At 66.1% G+C, this 19,907-nt stretch carries 17 protein-coding genes and 1 tRNA gene; 8 read left to right on the top strand and 10 right to left on the bottom strand.

The features are described from left to right. A partial coding sequence (locus tag GS4_RS07655; RefSeq protein WP_007619193.1) for a helix-turn-helix transcriptional regulator occupies window positions 1-644 on the bottom strand: 644 nt, incomplete at its 3' end. A 69-nt stretch (window positions 645-713) separates the two neighbouring features. On the opposite strand from GS4_RS07655, the gene GS4_RS07650 reads away from it, so the two are divergent. Then, the gene (locus GS4_RS07650) at window positions 714-1,613 is read left to right on the top strand and encodes an alpha/beta fold hydrolase (RefSeq protein ID WP_007619191.1); all 900 of its coding nucleotides are present in this window, start codon (window positions 714-716) and stop codon (window positions 1,611-1,613) included. Here the strand turns inward: GS4_RS07650 and GS4_RS07645 are convergent. Then, window positions 1,603-2,481 carry a TIGR03619 family F420-dependent LLM class oxidoreductase gene (locus GS4_RS07645; protein WP_007619189.1) on the bottom strand — a complete coding sequence of 293 codons (879 nt, stop codon included), beginning with the start codon at window positions 2,479-2,481 and terminating at the stop codon, window positions 1,603-1,605. The genes GS4_RS07650 and GS4_RS07645 overlap by 11 nt on opposite strands. Before the next feature lie 270 nt (window positions 2,482-2,751). Between GS4_RS07645 and GS4_RS07640 the strand changes: the two genes are divergently transcribed. Further along, entirely contained in the window at window positions 2,752-3,405 is a 654-nt protein-coding gene (locus GS4_RS07640; protein ID WP_007619187.1) for a DUF3159 domain-containing protein, read from the top strand. Here the strand turns inward: GS4_RS07640 and GS4_RS07635 are convergent. From GS4_RS07635 to GS4_RS07615, 5 genes are all read right to left on the bottom strand, one after another. Then, on the bottom strand, window positions 3,395-4,717 hold the full coding sequence (locus GS4_RS07635) for an aspartate aminotransferase family protein (RefSeq protein ID WP_007619186.1): 1,323 nt from the start codon (window positions 4,715-4,717) through the stop codon (window positions 3,395-3,397). The genes GS4_RS07640 and GS4_RS07635 overlap by 11 nt on opposite strands. A 42-nt stretch (window positions 4,718-4,759) precedes the next feature. After that, entirely contained in the window at window positions 4,760-5,692 is a 933-nt protein-coding gene (glfT1, locus tag GS4_RS07630; protein ID WP_007619185.1) for a galactofuranosyltransferase GlfT1, read from the bottom strand. Beyond that, complete coding sequence (wzt, locus tag GS4_RS07625) at window positions 5,689-6,546, bottom strand: galactan export ABC transporter ATP-binding subunit Wzt/RfbE (RefSeq protein ID WP_007619184.1); 858 nt, start codon at window positions 6,544-6,546, stop codon at window positions 5,689-5,691. Before wzt ends, glfT1 begins: the two co-directional genes overlap by 4 nt. A gap of 10 nt (window positions 6,547-6,556) precedes the next feature. Next, window positions 6,557-7,420 (bottom strand): galactan export ABC transporter permease subunit Wzm/RfbD, encoded by an 864-nt coding sequence (wzm, locus tag GS4_RS07620; protein ID WP_040509878.1) that lies wholly within the window; start codon window positions 7,418-7,420, stop codon window positions 6,557-6,559. A 91-nt stretch (window positions 7,421-7,511) separates the two neighbouring features. Further along, window positions 7,512-8,060, bottom strand: a complete 549-nt coding sequence (locus GS4_RS07615) for a bacterial proteasome activator family protein (protein WP_007619182.1) — start codon at window positions 8,058-8,060, stop codon at window positions 7,512-7,514. Between the two features lie 105 nt (window positions 8,061-8,165). Here GS4_RS07615 and GS4_RS07610 point away from each other — a divergent pair, with 105 nt between their 5' ends. Both GS4_RS07610 and GS4_RS07605 read left to right on the top strand, forming a co-directional pair. Beyond that, window positions 8,166-9,362: a cysteine desulfurase-like protein gene (locus GS4_RS07610; RefSeq protein ID WP_007619181.1), complete on the top strand. Its 1,197-nt coding sequence runs from the start codon at window positions 8,166-8,168 to the stop codon at window positions 9,360-9,362. Window positions 9,363-9,467: 105 nt separating this feature from the next. Further along, the gene (locus tag GS4_RS07605) at window positions 9,468-9,923 is read left to right on the top strand and encodes a MarR family winged helix-turn-helix transcriptional regulator (protein WP_007619180.1); all 456 of its coding nucleotides are present in this window, start codon (window positions 9,468-9,470) and stop codon (window positions 9,921-9,923) included. A 10-nt stretch (window positions 9,924-9,933) separates the two neighbouring features. On the opposite strand, the gene GS4_RS07600 is transcribed toward GS4_RS07605, so the two are convergent. Then, window positions 9,934-10,920 (bottom strand): NAD(P)H-quinone oxidoreductase, encoded by a 987-nt coding sequence (locus GS4_RS07600; protein ID WP_007619179.1) that lies wholly within the window; start codon window positions 10,918-10,920, stop codon window positions 9,934-9,936. An 83-nt stretch (window positions 10,921-11,003) separates the two neighbouring features. Between GS4_RS07600 and GS4_RS07595 the strand changes: the two genes are divergently transcribed. The 3 genes from GS4_RS07595 to GS4_RS07585 all read left to right on the top strand — a co-directional run bounded on the left by GS4_RS07595 (window position 11,004) and on the right by GS4_RS07585 (window position 12,689). Next, window positions 11,004-11,945 carry an SMP-30/gluconolactonase/LRE family protein gene (locus GS4_RS07595; RefSeq protein WP_007619178.1) on the top strand — a complete coding sequence of 314 codons (942 nt, stop codon included), beginning with the start codon at window positions 11,004-11,006 and terminating at the stop codon, window positions 11,943-11,945. A gap of 143 nt (window positions 11,946-12,088) precedes the next feature. Then, a complete protein-coding gene (locus tag GS4_RS07590) occupies window positions 12,089-12,589 on the top strand; it encodes a MarR family winged helix-turn-helix transcriptional regulator (RefSeq protein ID WP_051989655.1) in 501 nt (166 codons plus the stop codon). A 12-nt stretch (window positions 12,590-12,601) separates the two neighbouring features. Next, a tRNA-Ser gene (locus GS4_RS07585) sits at window positions 12,602-12,689 on the top strand. A 395-nt stretch (window positions 12,690-13,084) separates the two neighbouring features. Here the strand turns inward: GS4_RS07585 and GS4_RS07580 are convergent. Further along, window positions 13,085-13,678, bottom strand: a complete 594-nt coding sequence (locus GS4_RS07580; RefSeq protein ID WP_157226549.1) for a hypothetical protein — start codon at window positions 13,676-13,678, stop codon at window positions 13,085-13,087. A gap of 485 nt (window positions 13,679-14,163) precedes the next feature. Here GS4_RS07580 and GS4_RS07575 point away from each other — a divergent pair, with 485 nt between their 5' ends. Next, window positions 14,164-18,939 (top strand): hypothetical protein, encoded by a 4,776-nt coding sequence (locus GS4_RS07575; protein ID WP_157226548.1) that lies wholly within the window; start codon window positions 14,164-14,166, stop codon window positions 18,937-18,939. Between the two features lie 444 nt (window positions 18,940-19,383). Here GS4_RS07575 and GS4_RS07570 read toward each other — a convergent pair whose 3' ends face one another. Continuing rightward, window positions 19,384-19,881 carry a hypothetical protein gene (locus tag GS4_RS07570; RefSeq protein WP_007619172.1) on the bottom strand — a complete coding sequence of 166 codons (498 nt, stop codon included), beginning with the start codon at window positions 19,879-19,881 and terminating at the stop codon, window positions 19,384-19,386. Window positions 19,882-19,907 lie beyond the last annotated feature (26 nt).

Here is a 19,907-nt window from a genome sequence, read left to right as displayed (position 1 = left end):
AGATTCTGTCCATCGGCGATCGCCGCGGCGACGCGCAGCATCCGCAGCCAGAGTTTGTACCGGCGGAAGCTTGTCCCCGTCTGCGCGGCGAAGACGTGGAGGAAGTGACTGGGTGACATGGCGACCCGCGCTGCGACCGCTACGGCCGATGTGTCGACAGTGGGGCCGACGTCGGGATCGGCGAGATGGTCGATCGCCGCCCGGATCCGGACATCCATCGTGGAACTGTCTGTCGTGCAGAGCAGTTCGTCGATCTCGCCGACGGTGCCGTGGTTCGCGAGGGTGATCAGCCGGTCCTCGTCCCGGTGCCCGAAGGCGAAGCCGTCCCGGACGTCGAGCATCCGATCGAGGTGTTCGCCGGCGCGGTGCGCCGTGGCGTCCAGATAGCCGAACATCATCGTGTGTCCCGACGCGACGACCTGGTGGACACGGCGTGGACTGACCAGGGCGCTGTGCGCGACCACGTCCGGTATGCCGTCGACCCGCAGATCGAATGGAGCATCGACCCCGACGACCAGGCAATGCACCGACGTCGAGTGCGGCGCGAGGCGCAGTGACGGCCCCACGTACACCGCGCGCCCCGCGGCGACCCGCAGCACCGGTCCCACGGTTCCATCGGTTTCTGGAAGCGACCGATCGCTCATCGGGCCGATTCTAGGACGGGAAGACGATCACCGGGCGAGTCATTCGCCACGAGGCAGAAGGAGTCGGAGATGCCGGAGCAGGATCTCACCGCAGGACTGGGCGCGCAGACGGTCGTCGATCTGCCGGCGGGACCGGTACGGGTGTACCGCCGCGGGGCTGGGCCGACGATCGTCTTCGTGCACGGGATGTCGGTGAACGCAGCAGCCTGGCGTCGCGTGGTCCCGGCTCTGGCCGACGAGTTCGACTGCGTGACAGCCGATTGGCCGTTCGGCGCACATCAGATGCCGATGTCGCCGGACGCCGACCTCAGTGCACCCGGCATCGCCGACATCATCGCGAGCACCATCGAGCGACTCGGACTGTCCGACGTCACGTTGGTCGGCAACGACGGCGGCGGGCTCCTCACCCAGGTGATGGTGACCCGACATCCCCATCGGATCGGTCGGGTCGTCCTCACCAATTGTGATGCGTACGAGAACTTCCCGCCGCCGGAGTTCGACTACCTGTGTCGTGTCGCGCGGCTGCCGGTGTCCCCTCGGCTGGCATCTGCGGCGCTACGCCCGGCGTTCGTGGGCAGGCTGTTCGGACGTTGGTGCCGGGGCTTCGGCGGCCTGCACCGACATCCGGTGCCCGACGCCGTCATCGACCACCATCTCCGTGGTCTGCGGGAATCGCCCGAGGTGTTCCGCGACTTCGTGAAGTTCCTCCGCTCGGTCGACGCCGAACACGCGATCACGGCCGCCCGAGGCTTCGGCGACGTCCACCAACCGGTGCTCGTGGCCTGGGCGCCCGGCGATCGGTTCTTCCCGGAGCACCACGCGCACCGTCTTGCCGCAGACTTCCCCGATGCTCGGCTGGAGTTCATCGATGACTCGAACACCTGGGTCGCCGAGGACAACCCCGACCGGGTGATCGAGCTGATCCGGGGATTCGTGGATGGTGGTCGGTCGCCGTCCGTCAGTCGTTGACCTTCGCGATCACGTTGTCGGCGTACCAGTTCAGATGGTCGATCTTCTTCTGCAGCGGTTCGGTGTCGGGACCCTTGATGTAGGGCAGTCGGAATCCGACGATGACGTCCGTGACGCCCTTGTCCTCGAGACGTTTCACACCGTCGACGGAGTAGGCGTCGACCGAGATCACGTGGATCTCGAAGGGGTCGTCCAGCTTTCCTTCCGCCTTGCGGATCTCGTTGATGCGCGCGATGAGTGAATCGAGCTCGTCACCGTCTCCGCCGCCGTGCATCCAGCCGTCGCCGCGAACGACCGCACGACGCAGCGCCGGCTCGGCGTGGCCGCCGACGAGCAGCGGGATGGGCTCGGTGGGAGCGGGCGACATCTTGATCTTCGGGATGTCGTAGAACTCGCCATGGAACTCGAAGTACTCGCCGGTTGTGAGGCCCCGGATGATGTCCATGCACTCGTCCATCCGCTTGCCGCGGCGTTTGAAGTCGACGCCCATGAAGTCGTAGTCCTCGGGCCATGGGCTGGTGCCGACGCCGAGCGCGAAACGGTTGTTCGTCAGGAACGCAACCGAGCTCGCCTGCTTCGCGACCAAGGCGGGCGGGCGGACCGGCAGCTTCACCACGAAGGGGGTGAATCGGATCGTCTCGGTGACCGCACCGAGCGCGGCGGCCTGGATGAAGGTCTCGATGAAGGCCTTGTCCTCGAGGAATTCGCGGTTTCCGTCCTCGGTGTAGGGGTACGTCGCATCCGACTCCTCTGGGTACGCGAGCGAATCGGGGATGGTGAACCCCTGGTAGCCCGCTTTCTCCGCGGCCTGCGCCAGCGGCGCATAGTACGTCGGATCGGTCATCGCCTCGGCAAAGGTGAACCGCATCGTGCTCCTCGGGATCGCGGGTCGGGGGCGTCGTCGCCTCCCATCGATTAGAACATGTTCTAGTTTGCCGATGGGGTGAACGGTCGGCGTATGCCTCTCTGCGCAGGTCACACGCCGCTCCGCGAGACGGAAGTTCGGCGGGATGACATCTGTCATCGACCGATCGTCCGGGATGTCACGGCGAATGCGTGATGCCGCGTACTACTGACCGGCGCTCGTGCCGAGCAGAGTCGAGAACAGAACCCGAGACCATCGAGAAGGAGACTTGTGATGATGAGTTCGACCTCGACCCCGGCCACCGATTCCGCCGAGTCGCCGCGCACGCCGGACGCCCAGCAGATCTTGATGGACAGCTTCGGCGGTGTCTCCGGGATGATCTACAGCGCCATCCCGGTCGTGGTGTTCGTCGCCGCGCACGCCGCCGTGTCGCTGCCGATCGCGATCGGTGCCGCGCTCGCCGTCGCGGCGGTGACCGCCGTATGGCGGATCGCCCGCAAGGAGCGGGTCAGCACGGCCATCGGAGGGGTCATCGGTGTCGCGGTCGCCGGTGGTGTCGCGGCCTGGACCGGCTCGGCCGACGGGTACTTCCTGATCGGCATCTGGGCAGGCCTCGCGGGTGCAGTGATCACCATCGCGAGTCTGGTGGCTCGACGCCCGCTGACCGGACTGCTGTGGAACGCCCTGCACGGCCGGCGCCACGCATGGCGCGCCGATCCGAGCGTCCTCCGCGCCCACGACATCGCCACCCTGACCCTGGCCGTCCTGTTCTCGGCGCGGTTCGTGGTCCAGCAGGCCCTCTACGAGTCCGAGGCCACCGGATGGCTGGCCTTCGCCAAGGTCGCCATGGGCACCCCGCTGCTGGCTGTCGCCCTGGTCGTGGTCGTGTGGGCCTTCCGCCGCTCGTCCAAGCGGCTCACCGACTGACGGCGACGATCGAATCGGTGAGGATGTCCATCCCGCGGTGGAGGTCATCCTCACCGATCGTCAGCGGCGGGGCGATCCGGAAGACTCCACCCAGTCCCGGCAGTTGGACGATGTTGAGATGCAATCCACGAGAGAGACACTCGCCTGTCAGGTCGCGGCCGAACTCGTCGGCGGAACGGTCGGACCGGGCGTCCCCGGTGAGCTCGAGGCCTTGTAACAGTCCGCGTCCGCGCACGTCGACGACGACCTCGAAGCGATCCTGCAGACCGGTGAGGCGGTCGCGGAGCTGTTCACCGAGCTTCTGCGAGCGGTCGACGAGGCCGTCACGGTCGATGACTCGCAAGACGGTGAGCGCCACCGCCGCGGCGAGAGGATCGGAGACATGGGTGGTGAAGAAGAGGAATCCACGCTCATGGCATACCTCCTCGATCTCCGGCGAGGTGACGACCGCCGCGACGGGGAGCCCCGCACCCAGAGTCTTCGACAGGGTCACCAGGTCCGGCACCACGCCGTCACGCTCGAATGCGTACATCGCACCGGTGCGCCCCAGTCCGGTCTGCGCCTCGTCGGCGATCAGCAACATGCCACGCTCGACGCACCGCTCGTGCAGGCGGGCGAGGTATCCGACGGGGAGGTCGATGAGTCCGCCCGAGGAGATGATCGGCTCGACGATCGCTGCGGCGAGGCTTCCCACGGACTGCCGGTCGATAAGCCGAAAGCCGTAGTCCAGCTCGGTCTCCCAGTCGTAACTGCCGTCCGCGTGCCGGAACGGCGATCGCAGGGCATCGGGCGTGGGCAGGGCCAGGTTGCCCGGCACCATCGGGCCATAGCCGCGCCGACCGGCGGAGAAGGTCGCGGCCCGTGCCCCCGAGGTCATGCCGTGCCAGGACCGGTCGAAGGAGATGATCTCGTGCCGTCCGGTGTACAGCTTGGCCAGTTCGAGCGCCGCCTCGTTGGACTCGGCGCCGGTGGTCAGCAGCAGGACCTTGCGCAACGGGGCCGGAAGGGTGTCCGAGAGCGCGGCCGCGACGTCCAGCAACGGCTGACTGACCATTCCCGAGAACAGGTGGTCGAGGGTGGCGACCGAGTTGGACACGGTCTCGACGATGTCGGGATGACCGTGTCCGAGAAGTGAACTCATCTGCCCCGAGGTGAAGTCGAGGATCTCGTCACCCGACGAGGTGAACACGGACGAACCGGCGGCCCGCTCGATGAGCAGCGGAACGAACGCCGATCCGTAGCGCACCAAGTGGTCGGTCGCACCGGGCGCCAACGTGGACGAGCCGGACAGGGCATTCGACGGGTCGCTCATGATTGCCCATTGAACACCGTCGTCGGCGGTGACGCTCGTCGATCAGGACGGTCGGGAGAAGCGCTCTCGTCGACCCAGGCGGCGGAGCCGGACCCATTCCGCGAATCCACGCGGATCCCGTTGTTGGACCAGGAAATACCATCCGAAGCGGGCGTACTCCTGCGGCAACAACTTCCGCATTCCCGGCTGACTCATGAGGTATCCGCGATTGCGGTAGGTGAAGTACCGCTTGGTGTCGTCGTCGGGGTACTGCGTGTGCATCCGGCCACCGAGGATGGGGCGGAACTCCGCCGAGCCGTCGGGGTGCAGGTACCCGGTGGTCAGGCAGGTCCCGAACTTCAGGCCGGACCGCTGGAGCCGCCGGTGCATCTCTACCTCGTCGCCGCGGAAGAAGAGCCGGAGGTCGGGGACCCCGATCTCGTCGATGGCGCGTGCCGAGAACAGCGCACCGTTCATCAGAGACGCGATGCCCGGCAGGAGATCGTCGGACTCGCTCGCTGCGCTCCCGGCGTCGGTGTCGGCGAACAGCTCAGAGCGCCTACGGCGCCAGACCAACCCGCGGCGCAGTGGGAAGGCCAGGGTGTCGAGGTCGTCGATGTTCGCCACCACCGGCGACACCTCGTCGAGACCGTGCCGGGCGGCGCAGTCGAGCAAGGTGGACAACACCGACGGTCCGTCCGGACGGCCGTCGTCGTCGGCGCACCACACCCAATCAGCGCCCAGTGCCAGCGCATGCAGCATCCCGAGGGCGAACCCGCCCGCCCCACCGAGGTTGCGCTGCGACCCGAGGTAGGTGGTCGGGATCGGCTGTGACGCGACCAGTTCGGCGACGGCCGGCTCGTCGGCATTGTCGACCACCACCAGGTGGTCGACCGGGCGGTCCTGAGTCGACACCACGGCCAGGGACTCGGCCAGCAGGGCGACACGACGATGTGTCACCACGACGGCGACGACGCGGTCACCGGCTTTCGTCACGCTGACGCCTCATCGGTGCCGGTGCCGGTGCCTGAGCCCGTGGTCCCGGAGTCTTCCTGCTGCGTCGACGCGATCACCTTGCGGACGTGGGCCGCGGCGGTCGGGCCCTCGTAGGCCTCGACGACCTCTTCGATGCCACCGTCCATCCGGACCTCGCCGTGGTCGATCCACAGTGCGCGATCGCAGAGCTGGGCGAGGAACTCGTTGGAGTGGCTCGCGAAGACCAGGATTCCCGACCGCTCGACCAACGCCTGGAGCCGGACCCGTGCCTTCTTCATGAATTCCGCGTCGACCGCGCCGATGCCCTCGTCGAGGATCAGGATCTCGGGGTCGATGCTGGTGACCACGCCGAGCGCGACGCGCACGCGCATGCCGGTGGAGTATGTGCGGAGTGGCATCTGCAGGTAGTCACCCAGCTCGGTGAACTCGGCGATGTCGTCGATCTTCTTGAGCATCTCCTTGCGTGTCATGCCCAGGAACATGCCGCGGATGATGATGTTCTCGTAGCCCGAGATCTCCGGGTCCATGCCGACGCCGAGGTCGAAGACCGGCGCCACGCGCCCACGGATCGTGCACGCGCCACGGGTCGGTTCGTAGATCCCCGACAGGAGGCGCAGCAACGTCGACTTCCCGGCGCCGTTGTGGCCGACCAGCCCGATGCGGTCACCGTGCTGCAGATGGAGGTTGACGTTCTTGAGCGCCTCGACCACCACCACGTTCGACTCGGTGGACCCGATGACACCGCCGGCCTTGCCGAGCACCGACTTCTTCAGCGACCGCGTCTTCGCGTCGAAGATCGGGAAGTCCACGCAGGCATCCCAGGTGTCGACCCGTACCTCGCTACTCGCTCCCATTGTCGTCCTCCTACACCCAGTACGAGACCCGGGCGCGATAGTTGCGCATCACCAGGATCGCCATCAGCCATCCGACCGCCGTGCAGCCCAGCACGATCGCCCAGTGGTAGAACTCCACCGGCTCGCCCAGCAGCGGTCCGCGTGCGATCTCGATGTAGTGGAACATCGGGTTGAGCTCCACCAGCTTCAGGCGGCTCGACGTCTGGCCGGTCGTGTTGTGCAGGCTCGTGGTGGTCCAGATGATCGGTGTCATGAAGAACACCAATTGCACCGCGGTGGTGAGCAATTGACCGATGTCGCGGAATCGGGTCGACAGGATGCCGAACACGATGGTGACCCACAGTCCGTTCAGCACGAACAGGACGATCGCCGGGAACACCAGCAGCGCAGTCCAGTTCAGTGGTTGCGGGAAGATCGCGAAGACGATCGCGTAGATCACGATGTTGTGCGCGAAGATGATCAGCTGTCGCCACACCACCCGGTACACGTGCACGCTGACCGGTGCCGGGATCTGTTTGATCAGTCCCTCGTTGGTGGAGAACACCACCGAACCGTCGAGGATCGAGGCCTGGATGAAGTTCCAGAAGATGAAGCCGAGCGTGACGTAGGGGAGGAAGACCTTGATGTCCATCCCGAACAGCTCGCCGTAGAGCAGGCCCATCGCGACCGCGGTCACACCCGTGGCGACGGTGATCCAGAGCGGTCCCAGCACGGACCGGCGATACCGCTGTTTGATGTCCTGCCATCCGAGGTGCAACCACAGTTCGCGGTTGCGCAGGCCGGCGTTGAGGTCGCCGAACGCGCGACGCAGCGTGCGGGACCCGGAGGCCGTCGGGCGCGCCGGGATGGCGTCGTCGTTCACTACCGCTGACACGGGGACTCAGCATACAAGCGGTGGAGCCGACGCCCGTCGGACGATCGGTCCCGGGGCATCCGAGGCGTGTCCGGGGCGGCCCCGATGGTGGTCAGAGGTACTGACCAGTGCTCGGGCCCTGCCCCTGGCCGGGCGTCATGGTGACGCCTGGCGGGAGGGCACCCTGTCGCATCTGCTCGAGTTGCGCACGGGCGGCCATCTGCTGGGCGAACAGAGCGGTCTGGATGCCGTGGAACAGTCCTTCCAGCCAGCCGACCAGCTGCGCCTGTGCGATGCGCAGCTCCGCGTCGGATGGCGTCGCATCGTCGGAGAACGGCAGGGCGAGCCGCTCCAGCTCCTCGCGGAGCTCCGGTGCCAGACCGTCCTCGAGCTCGCGGATCGACGACTGATGGATCTCTCGGAGCCGGTTACGACTGGCGTCGTCGAGCGGTGCCGCTCGGACCTCCTCGAGGAGTTGCTTGATCATCGTCCCGATCCGCATCACCTTTGCGGGCTGTTCGACCAGGTCGGCCACCGACGGGTCGGCGTCGTCACCCTCACCTTGTCCGCCGACGATGATCACCTGGTCGCCGTCGCCGGGCTCGCCGCCGGGCGCCGAGGCGGATCGCGGGTCTGGGCTGCCGAACGCGGGAGGAGTCATGGCCCCATTGTGCCCAACTGCCCGTGCCGGAACCTCAAAGGTCGGGTCCGGCGGGGGAGATCGGGTACGTCGAACGGCGGGACCTCGGAGTCTAGGGTGTTCCCCATGGCCTTCGATGTCGCCGCGGTGCGTGGGTTGTTCCCCTCGCTCGGCGACGGCTGGATTCATCTGGATCCGCAGGTCGGAATGCAGATCCCCGACTCGGTGGCGACCGCGGTGTCGGCAGGGTTCCGGCAACTCGTCTCCGCCCCGGGCGGTGTCTATCCTGCCGCGCACGCATCCGCCGAGATGGTCGACACCGCTCGTCGTGCGGTTGCCGATCTGGTCGCCGCCGACTCCGCCGGCATCGTGCTCGGCCCATCGCGCGCAGTTCTGCTCGCCGGCCTGGCCGAGGCGATGACGCCGGAGACCTGGCTGCGCGGGGACGTGGTGGTCACCCGACAAGACGACGAACCCAACATCGTGCCGTGGGTGCGCACGGCAGACCGCTTCGGCGGGCGGGTCCGCTGGGCCGAGGTCGACGTGGAGACCGGCGCGTTGCCGGCCTGGCAGTTCGCCGACCTCCTGTCGGAGAAGACCGCGGTGGTCGCGGTGACCCTCGCGTCGTCGACGACCGGTGCCATCACCGACATCGCCGAGGTCGCCAAACAGGTGCACGAGGTCGGGGCGACGCTGATCGTCGACGCCACCAGTGCTGCGCCCTACATCTCGCTCGACATCGACGAGCTCGCGGCCGATGTGATGGTGGTGTCCGCGGAGCGATGGGGCGGCCCCCGCATCGCCGCACTGGCCTTCCGCAATCCGCGGATGATCGATCGCCTGCGGCCGCTGTCGATGGACCCGCGCGCCACCGGCCCCGCGCGCCTGGAACCCGAACCGCACGCCGGAGCGCTGTTGGCGGGTCTGGTGGCGTCGGTCGAGCATCTGGCCTCGCTGGACGACACGGCCATCGGCAAGCGGCGGCGCCGACTCGTGAAAGCGCTCGACGGAGTCTACGAGTACCTGCAGCGATTGACCTTCTATCTCATCTCCACCCTCCAGCACCTGAATCAGGTCAACGTGGTCGGAACGATCGAACACCGCATCCCGGCGGTCAGTTTCACCTTCGAGGGCGTCAGCGCCGACAAGGTCGTCCGCCGACTGGCCGACAACGGCATCTGTGCGCTCGCCGATGTCCCCAGCCGTGCGCTGCATCGCGTCGGTGTCGACGACTTCGGCGGGGCGGTCACCGTCGGTCTCGGCCCCTACTCGACCCCGTACGAGGTCGACCACCTGGTGCGCACGCTCGGCTCACTGGGCTGACCGCCCGGCGCACCGGTTTCGCCATACCTGTGTCCGTCGGGTTAGGTTTGCCGAGATGAATTTTGCCGTGATGAATACTCTCCACTCCCGTTACGAGGTCACGTCGTGAGCGCACGTCCCGACGGCGGCGACGCATCGCTGTCCGAGGCGGAGCAGGCAGTCTGGCGTCAGGTCGTCGACGGCGGGTGGGGTCTGCTCGCGGTGGTGAACGAGAGCATGGCCCGCAGCAACCTGTCGCCGGCTGACCTACGGGTACTCGAGGCCCTCGACGCATCCACGCTGTGCAGCATCAGCGAGCTCGCCGGTCGGACGCACATCCGCCTCAGCACGCTGTCCCGACACGTCGCCCGACTCATCGACGAGGGGTCGGTCGAGCGCGTCAGTTCACCTGTCGACGGTCGGCATCGACTCGTCCGCGTCACCGACCACGGGCGCGACGTCCTCCGTGAACATGTGAAGGCCCGCGACATCCTGATCCGACAGCACGTCATCGACGTACTGTCGGACGAGGATTTCGAGAGCCTCGGCCGGATCTTCGGCAGGATCGCCGACAACCTCTGAGGCTTCCGGGTCACCCGTCTCGGTCTGTGTCCGCCCCGACGCTCAGCAGGACCTTCCCGATCGCGTCCCCGCCGTCGAGATGTGCGTGCGCGGCCTCGACGTCGTCGAGTGAGAACACGCGATCGACGATCGGCATCACCTGTCCGGACTCGATCAACGGCCACGTGTGTCTATGGGTGGCGGCGACGATCTCGCCCTTCCCGTCGGGGCCGTCGACCGGACGCGCGCGCAGGGTGGTCCCGAAGACGGCGGCGCGCTTGGTGAGCAGCTTGGCGATGTTCAGTTCGGCCTTGATCCCGCCCTGCATGCCGATGATGACGAGGCGCCCACCGGTGCCCAGTGCGTCGACATTGCGCTCGAGGTACTTCGCGCCGAGCAGGTCGAGGATGACCTCGGCGCCACCTTCGGCGGTGACGATGTCGGCGAAATCTTCTGCGGTGTAATCGATCACGATGTCCGCACCGAGCTCACGGCAGCGATCACGTTTTGCCTCGGTGCGTGCGGTGGTCGCGACCCGCGCACCGATCGCGTGCGCGACCTGGATCGCGTGGGTGCCGATGCCGCTGGAGCCGCCGTGCACCAGGAAGAGGTCGCCGGCGGCGAGACCACCGGTGAGGATCACGTTGGACATTACCGTGCAGGCCACCTCGGGCAGAGCCGCGGCGGACACCAGGTCGACACCGGCCGGGACGGGGAGCACCTGCGGGGCAGGGACCGCCACCCGCTCTGCGTATCCGCCGCCCGCGAGCAGCGCGCAGACCTCGTCACCGACCGACCATCCGGTCACCTCGGCGCCGATCTCGGCGATCCGACCGGAAACCTCCAGCCCGAGGATGTCCGACGCGCCCGGTGGCGGCGGGTACTTGCCCTGCCGTTGCATGAGGTCGGCGCGGTTGACACCCGCGGCCGCGACGTCGATGATCACCTCGCCCGGGCCAGTGGTCGGGTCGGGCACGGTGGTGACGGACAAGGATTCGGAACCGCTGACAGCACGCATCCATTCGATGGTCGCACATCGCTTTCCAGGCCTCCGACGTGCGGCGACGCGATACGGTGTGGCCCGACGAGAGGGAGTGTGCGATGCGGGGGTCGGTACTGGGGTCGGTACGTATGGGTGCGGTGCTGACCGCCATGGCGGCCGGGATCGTCGGCCTCCAGGCGCCGACGGCCGGGGCTGCGCCGGCGTGTGCCGGTGTGGTCGTCACGAAGGTCGAGCCCTCGCCGACGCTGACCGGATGGTCGGAGAACGTCGGGTACGACGCGGCCGGGAACCTCTGGGTGTCACGGATTCTCGAGAACGTCGTCGAGCGGCGTGACCGGCAGGGCCGGGTCACCGCGCGCGTCCGGGTCGAGTCCCCGGGTGCTGTTCGCCGGGGACCGGACGGGCTCCTGTACGTGGCCTCCGGTGACTCGCCGATCAACATGCTGCCCGGGACCCCGCTGATCGGGAAGGTGCTGCGGATCGATCCGCGGCGGCTGTCGGTGCCGCCGACGGTCTTCGCGCGCGGACTCGGGATGCCGAACGGACTGGCCGTCGACCGTACCGGCGACGTGTACGTTTCCGACGGACGACTCGGGGTCGTCCGCATCCGCCCCGACGGGTCCATCGATCGCGCGTGGTCGGCCGCTGCGCCCAAGAACCTCAGCCCGAACGCCACCGTCAACGGGACCGGCGTCAACGGCGCGACCATCGTCGGTCGCACCTTGTACGTCACGCTGACCACCAGCGCATCCGGCCGCGTGCTGCGTGTTCCGCTGGCCGACCCGGGTGCACACTCGGTGGCCGCCGACCTCACCGCTCCGCTCCCCGGTGTGCTCGACGATCTCACCCAGGTCACACCGGGACGGCTCGCGGTCGCATCGACCACCGGCCAGGTCCACCTCGTCGACCTCGCGACCCGTCGGACGTGCACGGTGAACGTCGGGCAGCCGGTGACCGCCGTGGCCGCGGTACCCGGATCGACGGGCCGACTCGTGGCCGCCACCGAGTCGGGAGCACTGCTCACCCTGTCGGTCAGGTGAGTGCGAATGCCCGGATGCACTTTGCTTAACTAGTTCTTCGAACTGCGGCTTCAGACCGGAGGCCGCGACCGTGGGATCCGGGAGAATGCGTGGCATCAGGGGTTACCGAATCGGATGGCGTCCCGTGGCTCGATGAGCTCGAGATGGCTGCCTGGCGCGCCTTCATCGACGGCTCGTGGCACCTGACCGCGGTGATCAACGCCGAGATGCAGGAGGAGTCGGGGGTCGGGCACACCGAGTACCGCATCCTGGTGGTGCTGTCGGAGCATCCGGAACTGCGGATGTCTGAGCTCGCCGTTCACGGTTTGAGCACCCCGAGCACGGTCTCGCGGCTCGTCACGCGACTGGTCGAGATCGGGCACGTCGAGCGGCTGCCCGCGCTCGAGGGGGTGGATGCCCGCAACCGGTATGTGCGGATCACGCCTGCCGGCCGCGAGTCCCTGCACTCTGCAGCGGCCAAGCATGTTCGACATGTGCGCAGCCACCTCGTCGATCACCTCACCCGTGACGAGTTGACGGTTCTCCGCGACGTGTTCGAGGGCCTTCGTGACCGCCTGGGGCGTCCTGAATCCGGTCGGTTCAGCACCCGCCGGGCCCGAGTGTCGAGGCCGGGCGGTGACGCGGCGATCGAACCGCTGAAGTAGCCTCGTGACCAGGGAAGCGTGGCAGAGCGGCCGAATGCACTCGCCTTGAAAGCGAGCGTGGGTAAAACCACCGGGGGTTCAAATCCCTCCGCTTCCGCCAAAGTCAGGGGCGGTTTTGAGAAACCGCTTCCTGACATCGGAAAATCCAACAACGCTCCGAGTGACACGGACATGACACGCGATCGTTGGTATCTCGAGCTTGGCGTTGCGAAATGGCTTTGAGAACTCCAGTTGCCAGACAAGTTCTGCTCGGATCGACAGCGGACCCCAGACCGACGTCGTCCTGACCGGGTTCGAGGTAGTCCTCCCATCCATGGCCACGTCACGGTCAAACCTGGCATTGCCGAGCGGTTGATCCTCGACTCGCTCGTCGTGGTCGACTAGACGGGGTCGCCCGGATGCTTCCACCGGCCGCTGCCTCGACCCGAGGCGATGCCCAGAAGCGGTGCGCGGGACAAACGATCTGACCGGGCTGACTGTCGGCGCCCGGCCGAACTACCTGTATCCGTCTTCCGATTCGACACTTGGCGACACAAGATCCACGATGTCGCCCGTCAAGCGAACCGACGCCTCCTCGTCAACGAGGACCCCTACTGCGCCGCGGTTGATGGCTGATCGCGTCCCGGCATGCTCGACGGAAACAGCCCGCTCGAGGACCTCGAAGCCGGACAGATCACCGAGATCGCCGTCGGCAGCATGATCGACGAAGACTGGCAGGTATGTGATCTGTTGAGGCCGTACCGTATTGGACAGTCCCTCATTGGGGAACTCTCTCCCGCAGAAGCCCGCCGGGGTGTAGATCGTCAACGGCAACGACATGTGGTCCGCCTCTGCCGGGCCGGTGCAGCGAGCAGGACTTTGTGCCGACGGAATTCGGTCGATGGTAGGGGTGGCCTCGTCAGGCTTGTCCGTTGCCGGGACGTCTGTCGGCCCACCGTTCTCCGGTCGGCCGAGAGCGCGGGCGACGTTGTTGAGGTCTATCACCAACTGCTCGATGTCCGCGTGGTGAGTCGATGATCGAGTTCGGCGTAGACGAGTCCTCGGACTCGAGAGCGCGACGGTCGTATTCACGAAGCCGAAGGAGGTCATCGACGGGATCAAAGGCGGCCACCGGCTGACCCTTCGCGCCGATGATCATCGGTTCTGGCAGAGACGGTTCACTCACTTGCACGGTGCAACCGGGCGAGAACCTGCATCCCGAGGACGCTGAAAGCTCGAGGCGGAAGCGCCCGTCCTTGAGGACGAGTGATCCGATACGAAGGCCCCGTGTGGAGGATGCCGGTTGCTCTCAGTGTTGCTGACGGTCGATGAAGTCGATCGGCGCTGCGACCTCACCTCCTCGGTGTCGTCGGCCGCTCAGTGAGGCGATCCGCTTAGGGAACATCCCTGCGTATCGGTCGGACCTGACTTCGGATGTCATACATATTGGCCGCATAGAAGGACTTGCTGCTTGTCACCATCGGGACCGCACTCCCCCGCCGCTGTACCGCAAAGACCAACCCAGTCCCTGGACTCTCGCAGCATGTCCTTGGCGGTTCCCGTCCGGAACGACCCGGAGGTAGTAGATTGCGCGTGTGACAAGAGCAAGGACGACCGGCGACGTACCGGAAGCCGACAGGTTGTCCGAACGCGGCTGCCTGCTGCTCCAGGGTGAGCTAGCCGCCGGTGCGGAGATCCGTCTTGTCAAGCCTCTGACGGGTGGTCGGTCGGGCGCACGAGTGTGGCTGTGCGACATCATCGAGCCGGCGTCCGGCTCAGCGTCTGTCGACGGCCAGTACGTGCTTAAGGTGTCATCCGGCCCGCTGATCACAACAGGCAGTGCAAGCGATCTCGCCCTTGGGTTGGGGACGTACGCCGAGACGCACGTGCCCAGAATGCTTCGCTCTGCTACCAGCGACGACCTTAGCGTCGAACTCTACGACCTGGCTGGCCATAGCCTTGACGCCGTGCGCACGGCCGAGTCCGTGTCAGACCACCTCGATCTCGACGAGGTGCATAGCAAGCTTGCGTCCGAGCTCCTGCGCGCACAGCTCGCCAGCGGATCTGCCTGCTCTCCCTCATCTGTTGGGTCCGTTCTGGAGAAGTGGCTCGGGGGGAGTTGGCTCGAGGATCATCGTGGCGGTCGACTAAACACTGAATCGCAAGCGCTGAACCCGCAACAAGATGACCTCTTCCGTCACGGCGCGGAGCTGTTGCCCGATCCCGTGCTGGTCGCCCACTATTTCCTCAAGGTCCCCCTTGACGGAACCCTCGACGGGATCTGCCACGGCGACCTCCACGAGCGAAACATACTGGTACACGGGTCGCGGCAGACGTCCAACCTGACCTACTGGCTCATCGACTTCAATTGGGACCATCGGGCTCCCCTGCTCTACGACCATGCCTACCTCGAGTGCAGTTTGATCCTGGGCGGTCTCGAGCGGATGAGCAACCCGGTGCTAGCCACGGTGCTGGGGAAGATCGATGGCGTTGAGCCAGCCGCACCTGCCCCGCTCGACCTGATCGCCAGCGTGCTCGTGCACCGGATCAAGACCATTCGGGCGGCTACCGAGCAGGAGCTCCTCCGCACAGAACCCAGACGCCGCGACCTCTGGCGGAGGCAGATTGTCCTCGCACGCATTGCCGCAGCGCTGAACTGGGCCTCAAAGGCAGCGGTTGACCCAGAACGGGCCAGAGCCGCCTACTTGGTGGCAGCATGGAACCTCCGAAGTTGGCTGCGCGACTACGACAGTGACGAGTGGCAGGCGCTCACCTCGCCGGCACCGCGGACGGCGGCGCTTCGAGGAGATATCATCCCCGAAGCGGAGATCCTCCGCCTATGGTCAACCTTCACGCTCCGGAACACCGGACGGGACCTATTCATCGTCGCCGGAGCGGTGCCCGGCGACATCGACACGTCGCCCCTCGCCTACTGCGACTGGTCGGCAGTTATCGACCTGGATCCCGCCAGCGACATATCCGGTATGGCGTCCACCGTCATCGAGCAGCTTCGTCTGCGCCGCCACGTCAGCGCCTTCGGCGCCAACATTCAGCTGACCGGGCCTCGGCGTGCAACGAACTGGCTGATGGCGAACGGCTGGCACTCTCACAGCGAAGCGACCAGTGCGTCCCGCGAGGAGTGGAGGCGGGGCTATTTCCGGCAGGTCCGCGAAGTCATCGACGTTGTGCGTGACGACTCGCTGGCTGGGTCGGCCGCAATACTTGTGCTCCAGTCGGACGAGACGGACGCCGCCTATTCCCGGATCGTAGAGTACATCGACGAGGCTTACCAGGCGGCACCTGAAGTCCTCGTGCTAGATGTCGGTCCTCACGCCTCGCAGGGCGTCGATGCGAGGTCTTTCCTTGAGACGGTGCGCAATTCGTTGCTGCAATCGACACCCGGCGGTGTTCCAACAATCCCGGGAGCGACGGGTCCGGTCGAGATTCCTCGAGCGGACCTGCTCCGGCTGGAGGTCGACCTCGAGGTTCTGCACTCGGAAAAGCTGAGCGATGAGGGTGAGGCGTCGATCGCCGATGATGAGTTCTGGAAGGGTCGTCCACCCACCTGGGGTGAACTCGACGCGCAAATCGATCTGAAGCGCGACGTATATCCCGCTCTACGACACGCCGTGCTTGAGGCGCTCGATCCCCCCCAGCTGACCCAGAAATCGGTTTACCACTCACCAGGCGCCGGAGGTACTACGCTGGGCCGCCGCACCGCCTGGGACCTTCACCTCATCTACCCGACCGTGCGCCTACGGAACTTCACGGACTCGACGGCCGAACGGATTGACGAGATCTTCCGCCTCGCTGGCAAGCCCGTCCTCGTGCTCGCCGAGGCATCCGATCTCCAACCGTCCGACCGGGATGAGCTGTTCGAGAAGCTGCGTACGCGCGGCGCAGCCGCCGCAGTCTTGTTGATTACACGAACGGCACACGGTGGGAACGCAGGCCATCAACTCATCGACCCGATGCCGTTGCTGGAATGTCGACGCTTCATCGATGCGCACCAGCGTCCCGACATGTCGCCCAAGGCGTCCAAGCGCCTGTCCGACCTCGGCGAGCAACTCAGTGACGACAGCCCAAGCCAGTATCGCTCGCCGTTCTACATCGGACTTTGCGTATACGACAACGAGTTCGAGGCCATCGAGCGTTACGTCGACCACCACCTCGAAAACCTGTCCGAGGCAGGAAGGCAGGTGGCCACTTACCTGGCCCTGGTTACACGGTACGCCCAGTTTGCGATCCCCCCGGCCGTCATCCAGCGCTGGTTCGGCGGCGCTCGGCCAAGTCAACTCGAGATGAACCAGACCCTCACAGAGGTCCTCGGTCCTGACCTCCGACACCTCGTGGTCGCCTCCAGCGGCGGCGCTCGGCTACTGCATCCCCTCATCGCCGAGCGCGTGCTGACGAGCCAGCATGGTGGCGCCCAGCAAGGCTTGGCGCAGATCTCGGTCTCCTTCACCCGCGAACTGCACCGTGCGCTCGGGGCTAGTAGCGATGTCGCGCGGAAGATGCTCGCTGAGCTATTCGTTTACCGTGCCCCGATCTCCGGACGCGACAGGAAGGGCAATTTCGCCCAGGTCATTCAGGCATTGACCCCCGAGGGCGGACAGCTCGTCTTCGAGACGCTGACCGACCTCTACCCACACGAGCCCCATTTCTGGAACCACCGCGGGCGCTACCACATCTACGTCGTGAAGGGGGATTTCAGTAAAGCGGAGGCGCACCTTAACAACGCGGTCAAAGAGGCCGGAGCTGATGCGTCACTGCACCAGCACACGCTGGGCATGGTCCGGCGGTTTTGGCTCGAGAACGAGGTCCGGGACCTGCTCAAGGTGGGGGGCGAACCCATTAACGCCGATCGCCTGCTCGAGCGAATTCAGCCACTGTACGCGAGCGCCATGGAGGCCTTCGCCCAGTCCAGGACTGGCATGACTACCGACCACGGCCTGGTGACACCTCTTCAGCTGTTGACCTTTATAGTCGACGCGCTGATGAGGGCATCCAAGGAGCCCAACCTTCCATCGTTGCTCGCAACGAACACCACGGTCGCAGATTGGATCGCAGGGCAGATCGACGAAGCGGAGGCGCTCCTCGACGAGCTGCGGACCGCCACCCTCGACGGACGCTCTCGCCACCGCTTTTACGAACGTCTGACGCAGGAGCTCGACCTCCTATATGGAGACATCGAGGCGCTCGTCGAGCAATGGCATGCGCTCAAGGAGGACCGCGGTCACGAATCGAGCGCGCTCGGCCTCGCGCTGGCACGCACTATCTTCGCAGCGACGGGTCGCGATTGGAGCGACGTCTCCGAGGCCCGCTCGCGAGAGATCCACGAGATGCTTTGGGAGGCAGTGTCAACCGGGACCAGCAGTGACAGTGACCTCCGGCTGTGGATCCAGGCATACCGGCGGCTGCCGGAGTACTCCGAGACGATTGTCCTTGAGCGGTTGAGCTTTGCCGCCGAGTTCGGAAGCCTCGACGCGCACTACTACCTGTACGTCCTGAACTTCATGAGGTGGCTGCGCGGCGACGTCCAGAACCAGGACCGGGCCCGGCAGTTCCTCGAGCGATGCCAGCCGCTGGCGCGGAACAAGAACCGATCCTGGAGTTTCGAGTGGGTTGGCGAGAGCGAACCTGCGCCGACTGTCGTGCACTTCACAGAGCTCGGCTCTCAGCCACCGGGCGCGAACAACTTCTTCACTCGTGCCTACCTGCTGCGACGCCTGGAGGGGGTCATCGAACGCATCGACGGCCCGCAGGCGGGCAGGATCCGCGTGATTCCTGGGACCTTGACTGCTCACTTCCGGCCCCGCTTGAAGTTCCTGCAGACGCGCGACATCAACGCAACGGTCGACTTCTTCCTAGGCTTCACCTACGACGGCCTTCGCGCGTATGAGGTCGAGTACCCGGGTGAGTATCGTGGGCTGGCGCGTCCCAAGGCTTCCGTAGCGCAGCCTGTCGCCGCACCGATCGATCGCTCGATCGTTCCTCAGAACATCGTCGAGCCTTACGCCACCGTCGATGGCGATCTCGCGGCCGCGATCGCCGGACAGCGCGCGCATCCGAGCCGTAGGGATGAGCGCCTCGTGCTCGACCTGGCGTCGTGTCGCGACGCCATCGCCGGTTCGTCCGGGGACGAGGCCGGGAGACGCGCCATCGAGAATCTGATCAAGCAATGTGAGTCCGCGGGAGCACGACTCGACTCGCTTCGCCTCGGTGAGGCGCTCCAAAACGTCCTCGGTCTGCCCGGATACCAGCGACTCAAGGGCGGCGGCAAGCTGCGCCAGGCGATCACCCGACTTGGATTCATCACGGAGCAGGGCCCAGGGGCGTTTTTCGTTTCATCCGAGCCCGACGGCTCTTGACGGCGGTGATCACCGCAGCACGTCGGAGCTCCGACGTCGATACGTTCATTACTACACACGGAACCCCCACGGGCGTGTTCCGGAATTGGCTCCCTGACCAGGAGCTCGTGAACCGGCTGGTGTCAGTAGAGTGGTCCAGTGGCCGTGAAAGCGAGCGTGAGTGAAATTACCGGGGGTTCAAATCCCTCCGCTTCCGCCAAGAGGTGGCCGGTCAATCGTCGGCCGGGATCGTCGTGTCGATGGTCCCGACGGAGCCAGACCACAAGATGTAGCAGATGGTGTCGTCAGGCGGCACCTACTGCTGACTCTGTCGGAGTATCGCGGCGCGCTCGCACAAACCACACGAATCCGCCAGGCGGACGGCCATATCCGTGTCCACGGGCTGACCCGGTGTGGTTTGGGTATGCGTCCAGACCACATGTAGCCGGTGGTGTGACGCTGTGCCTAGCGACGCGTCGCGACCATCTTCTCCTCGAGGCGCCAGGTGCGGGCCTCGTCGTCGGAATACTCGCCGAGCCAGACGAAAGAGTCGGGTCCGACCTCGGTGAACCTCCAGCGGAGGAACGGGTCCTCATCCGTGCTGACCAGGTGCATCTCGTCCCCGACCCGACGTCCGATGAACTTGCGGACCCGGCCCTGGATGGGCTCGACCCACGTCGACCGCCACGCACCGAGTGCATCGTCGAAGAAGCGGATCGTCGTCCCATGGAACGCGAATCGCTTCTCGTCGTCGCGTATCGATCCGGCGGGCACGATCCACACGTCCTGGATCGCCCGCCCGCCCAGCACGGTGCCGAAGTGCAACTCGCCCGTGAGCGAGGTCGGCGCGACCGGGTCGCCAGGGCGACTCCACTCGAGATCCCAGCTGCCGTTGAACCGAGAGAAGGCATCGAGTTGTGGAGCCGCTTCGTCAGCGAGCAGGTGCGTCCCGAGTGCATTCATGAGGTCAGTGTGCCGTCCGTACAGGC

The organism is Gordonia soli NBRC 108243, assembly GCF_000334455.1.
Taxonomy (GTDB): Bacteria; Actinomycetota; Actinomycetes; order Mycobacteriales; family Mycobacteriaceae; genus Gordonia; species Gordonia soli.
Note: the sequence above shows the minus strand (reverse complement) of the source record. Positions and strands in the feature narration are given on the sequence as shown.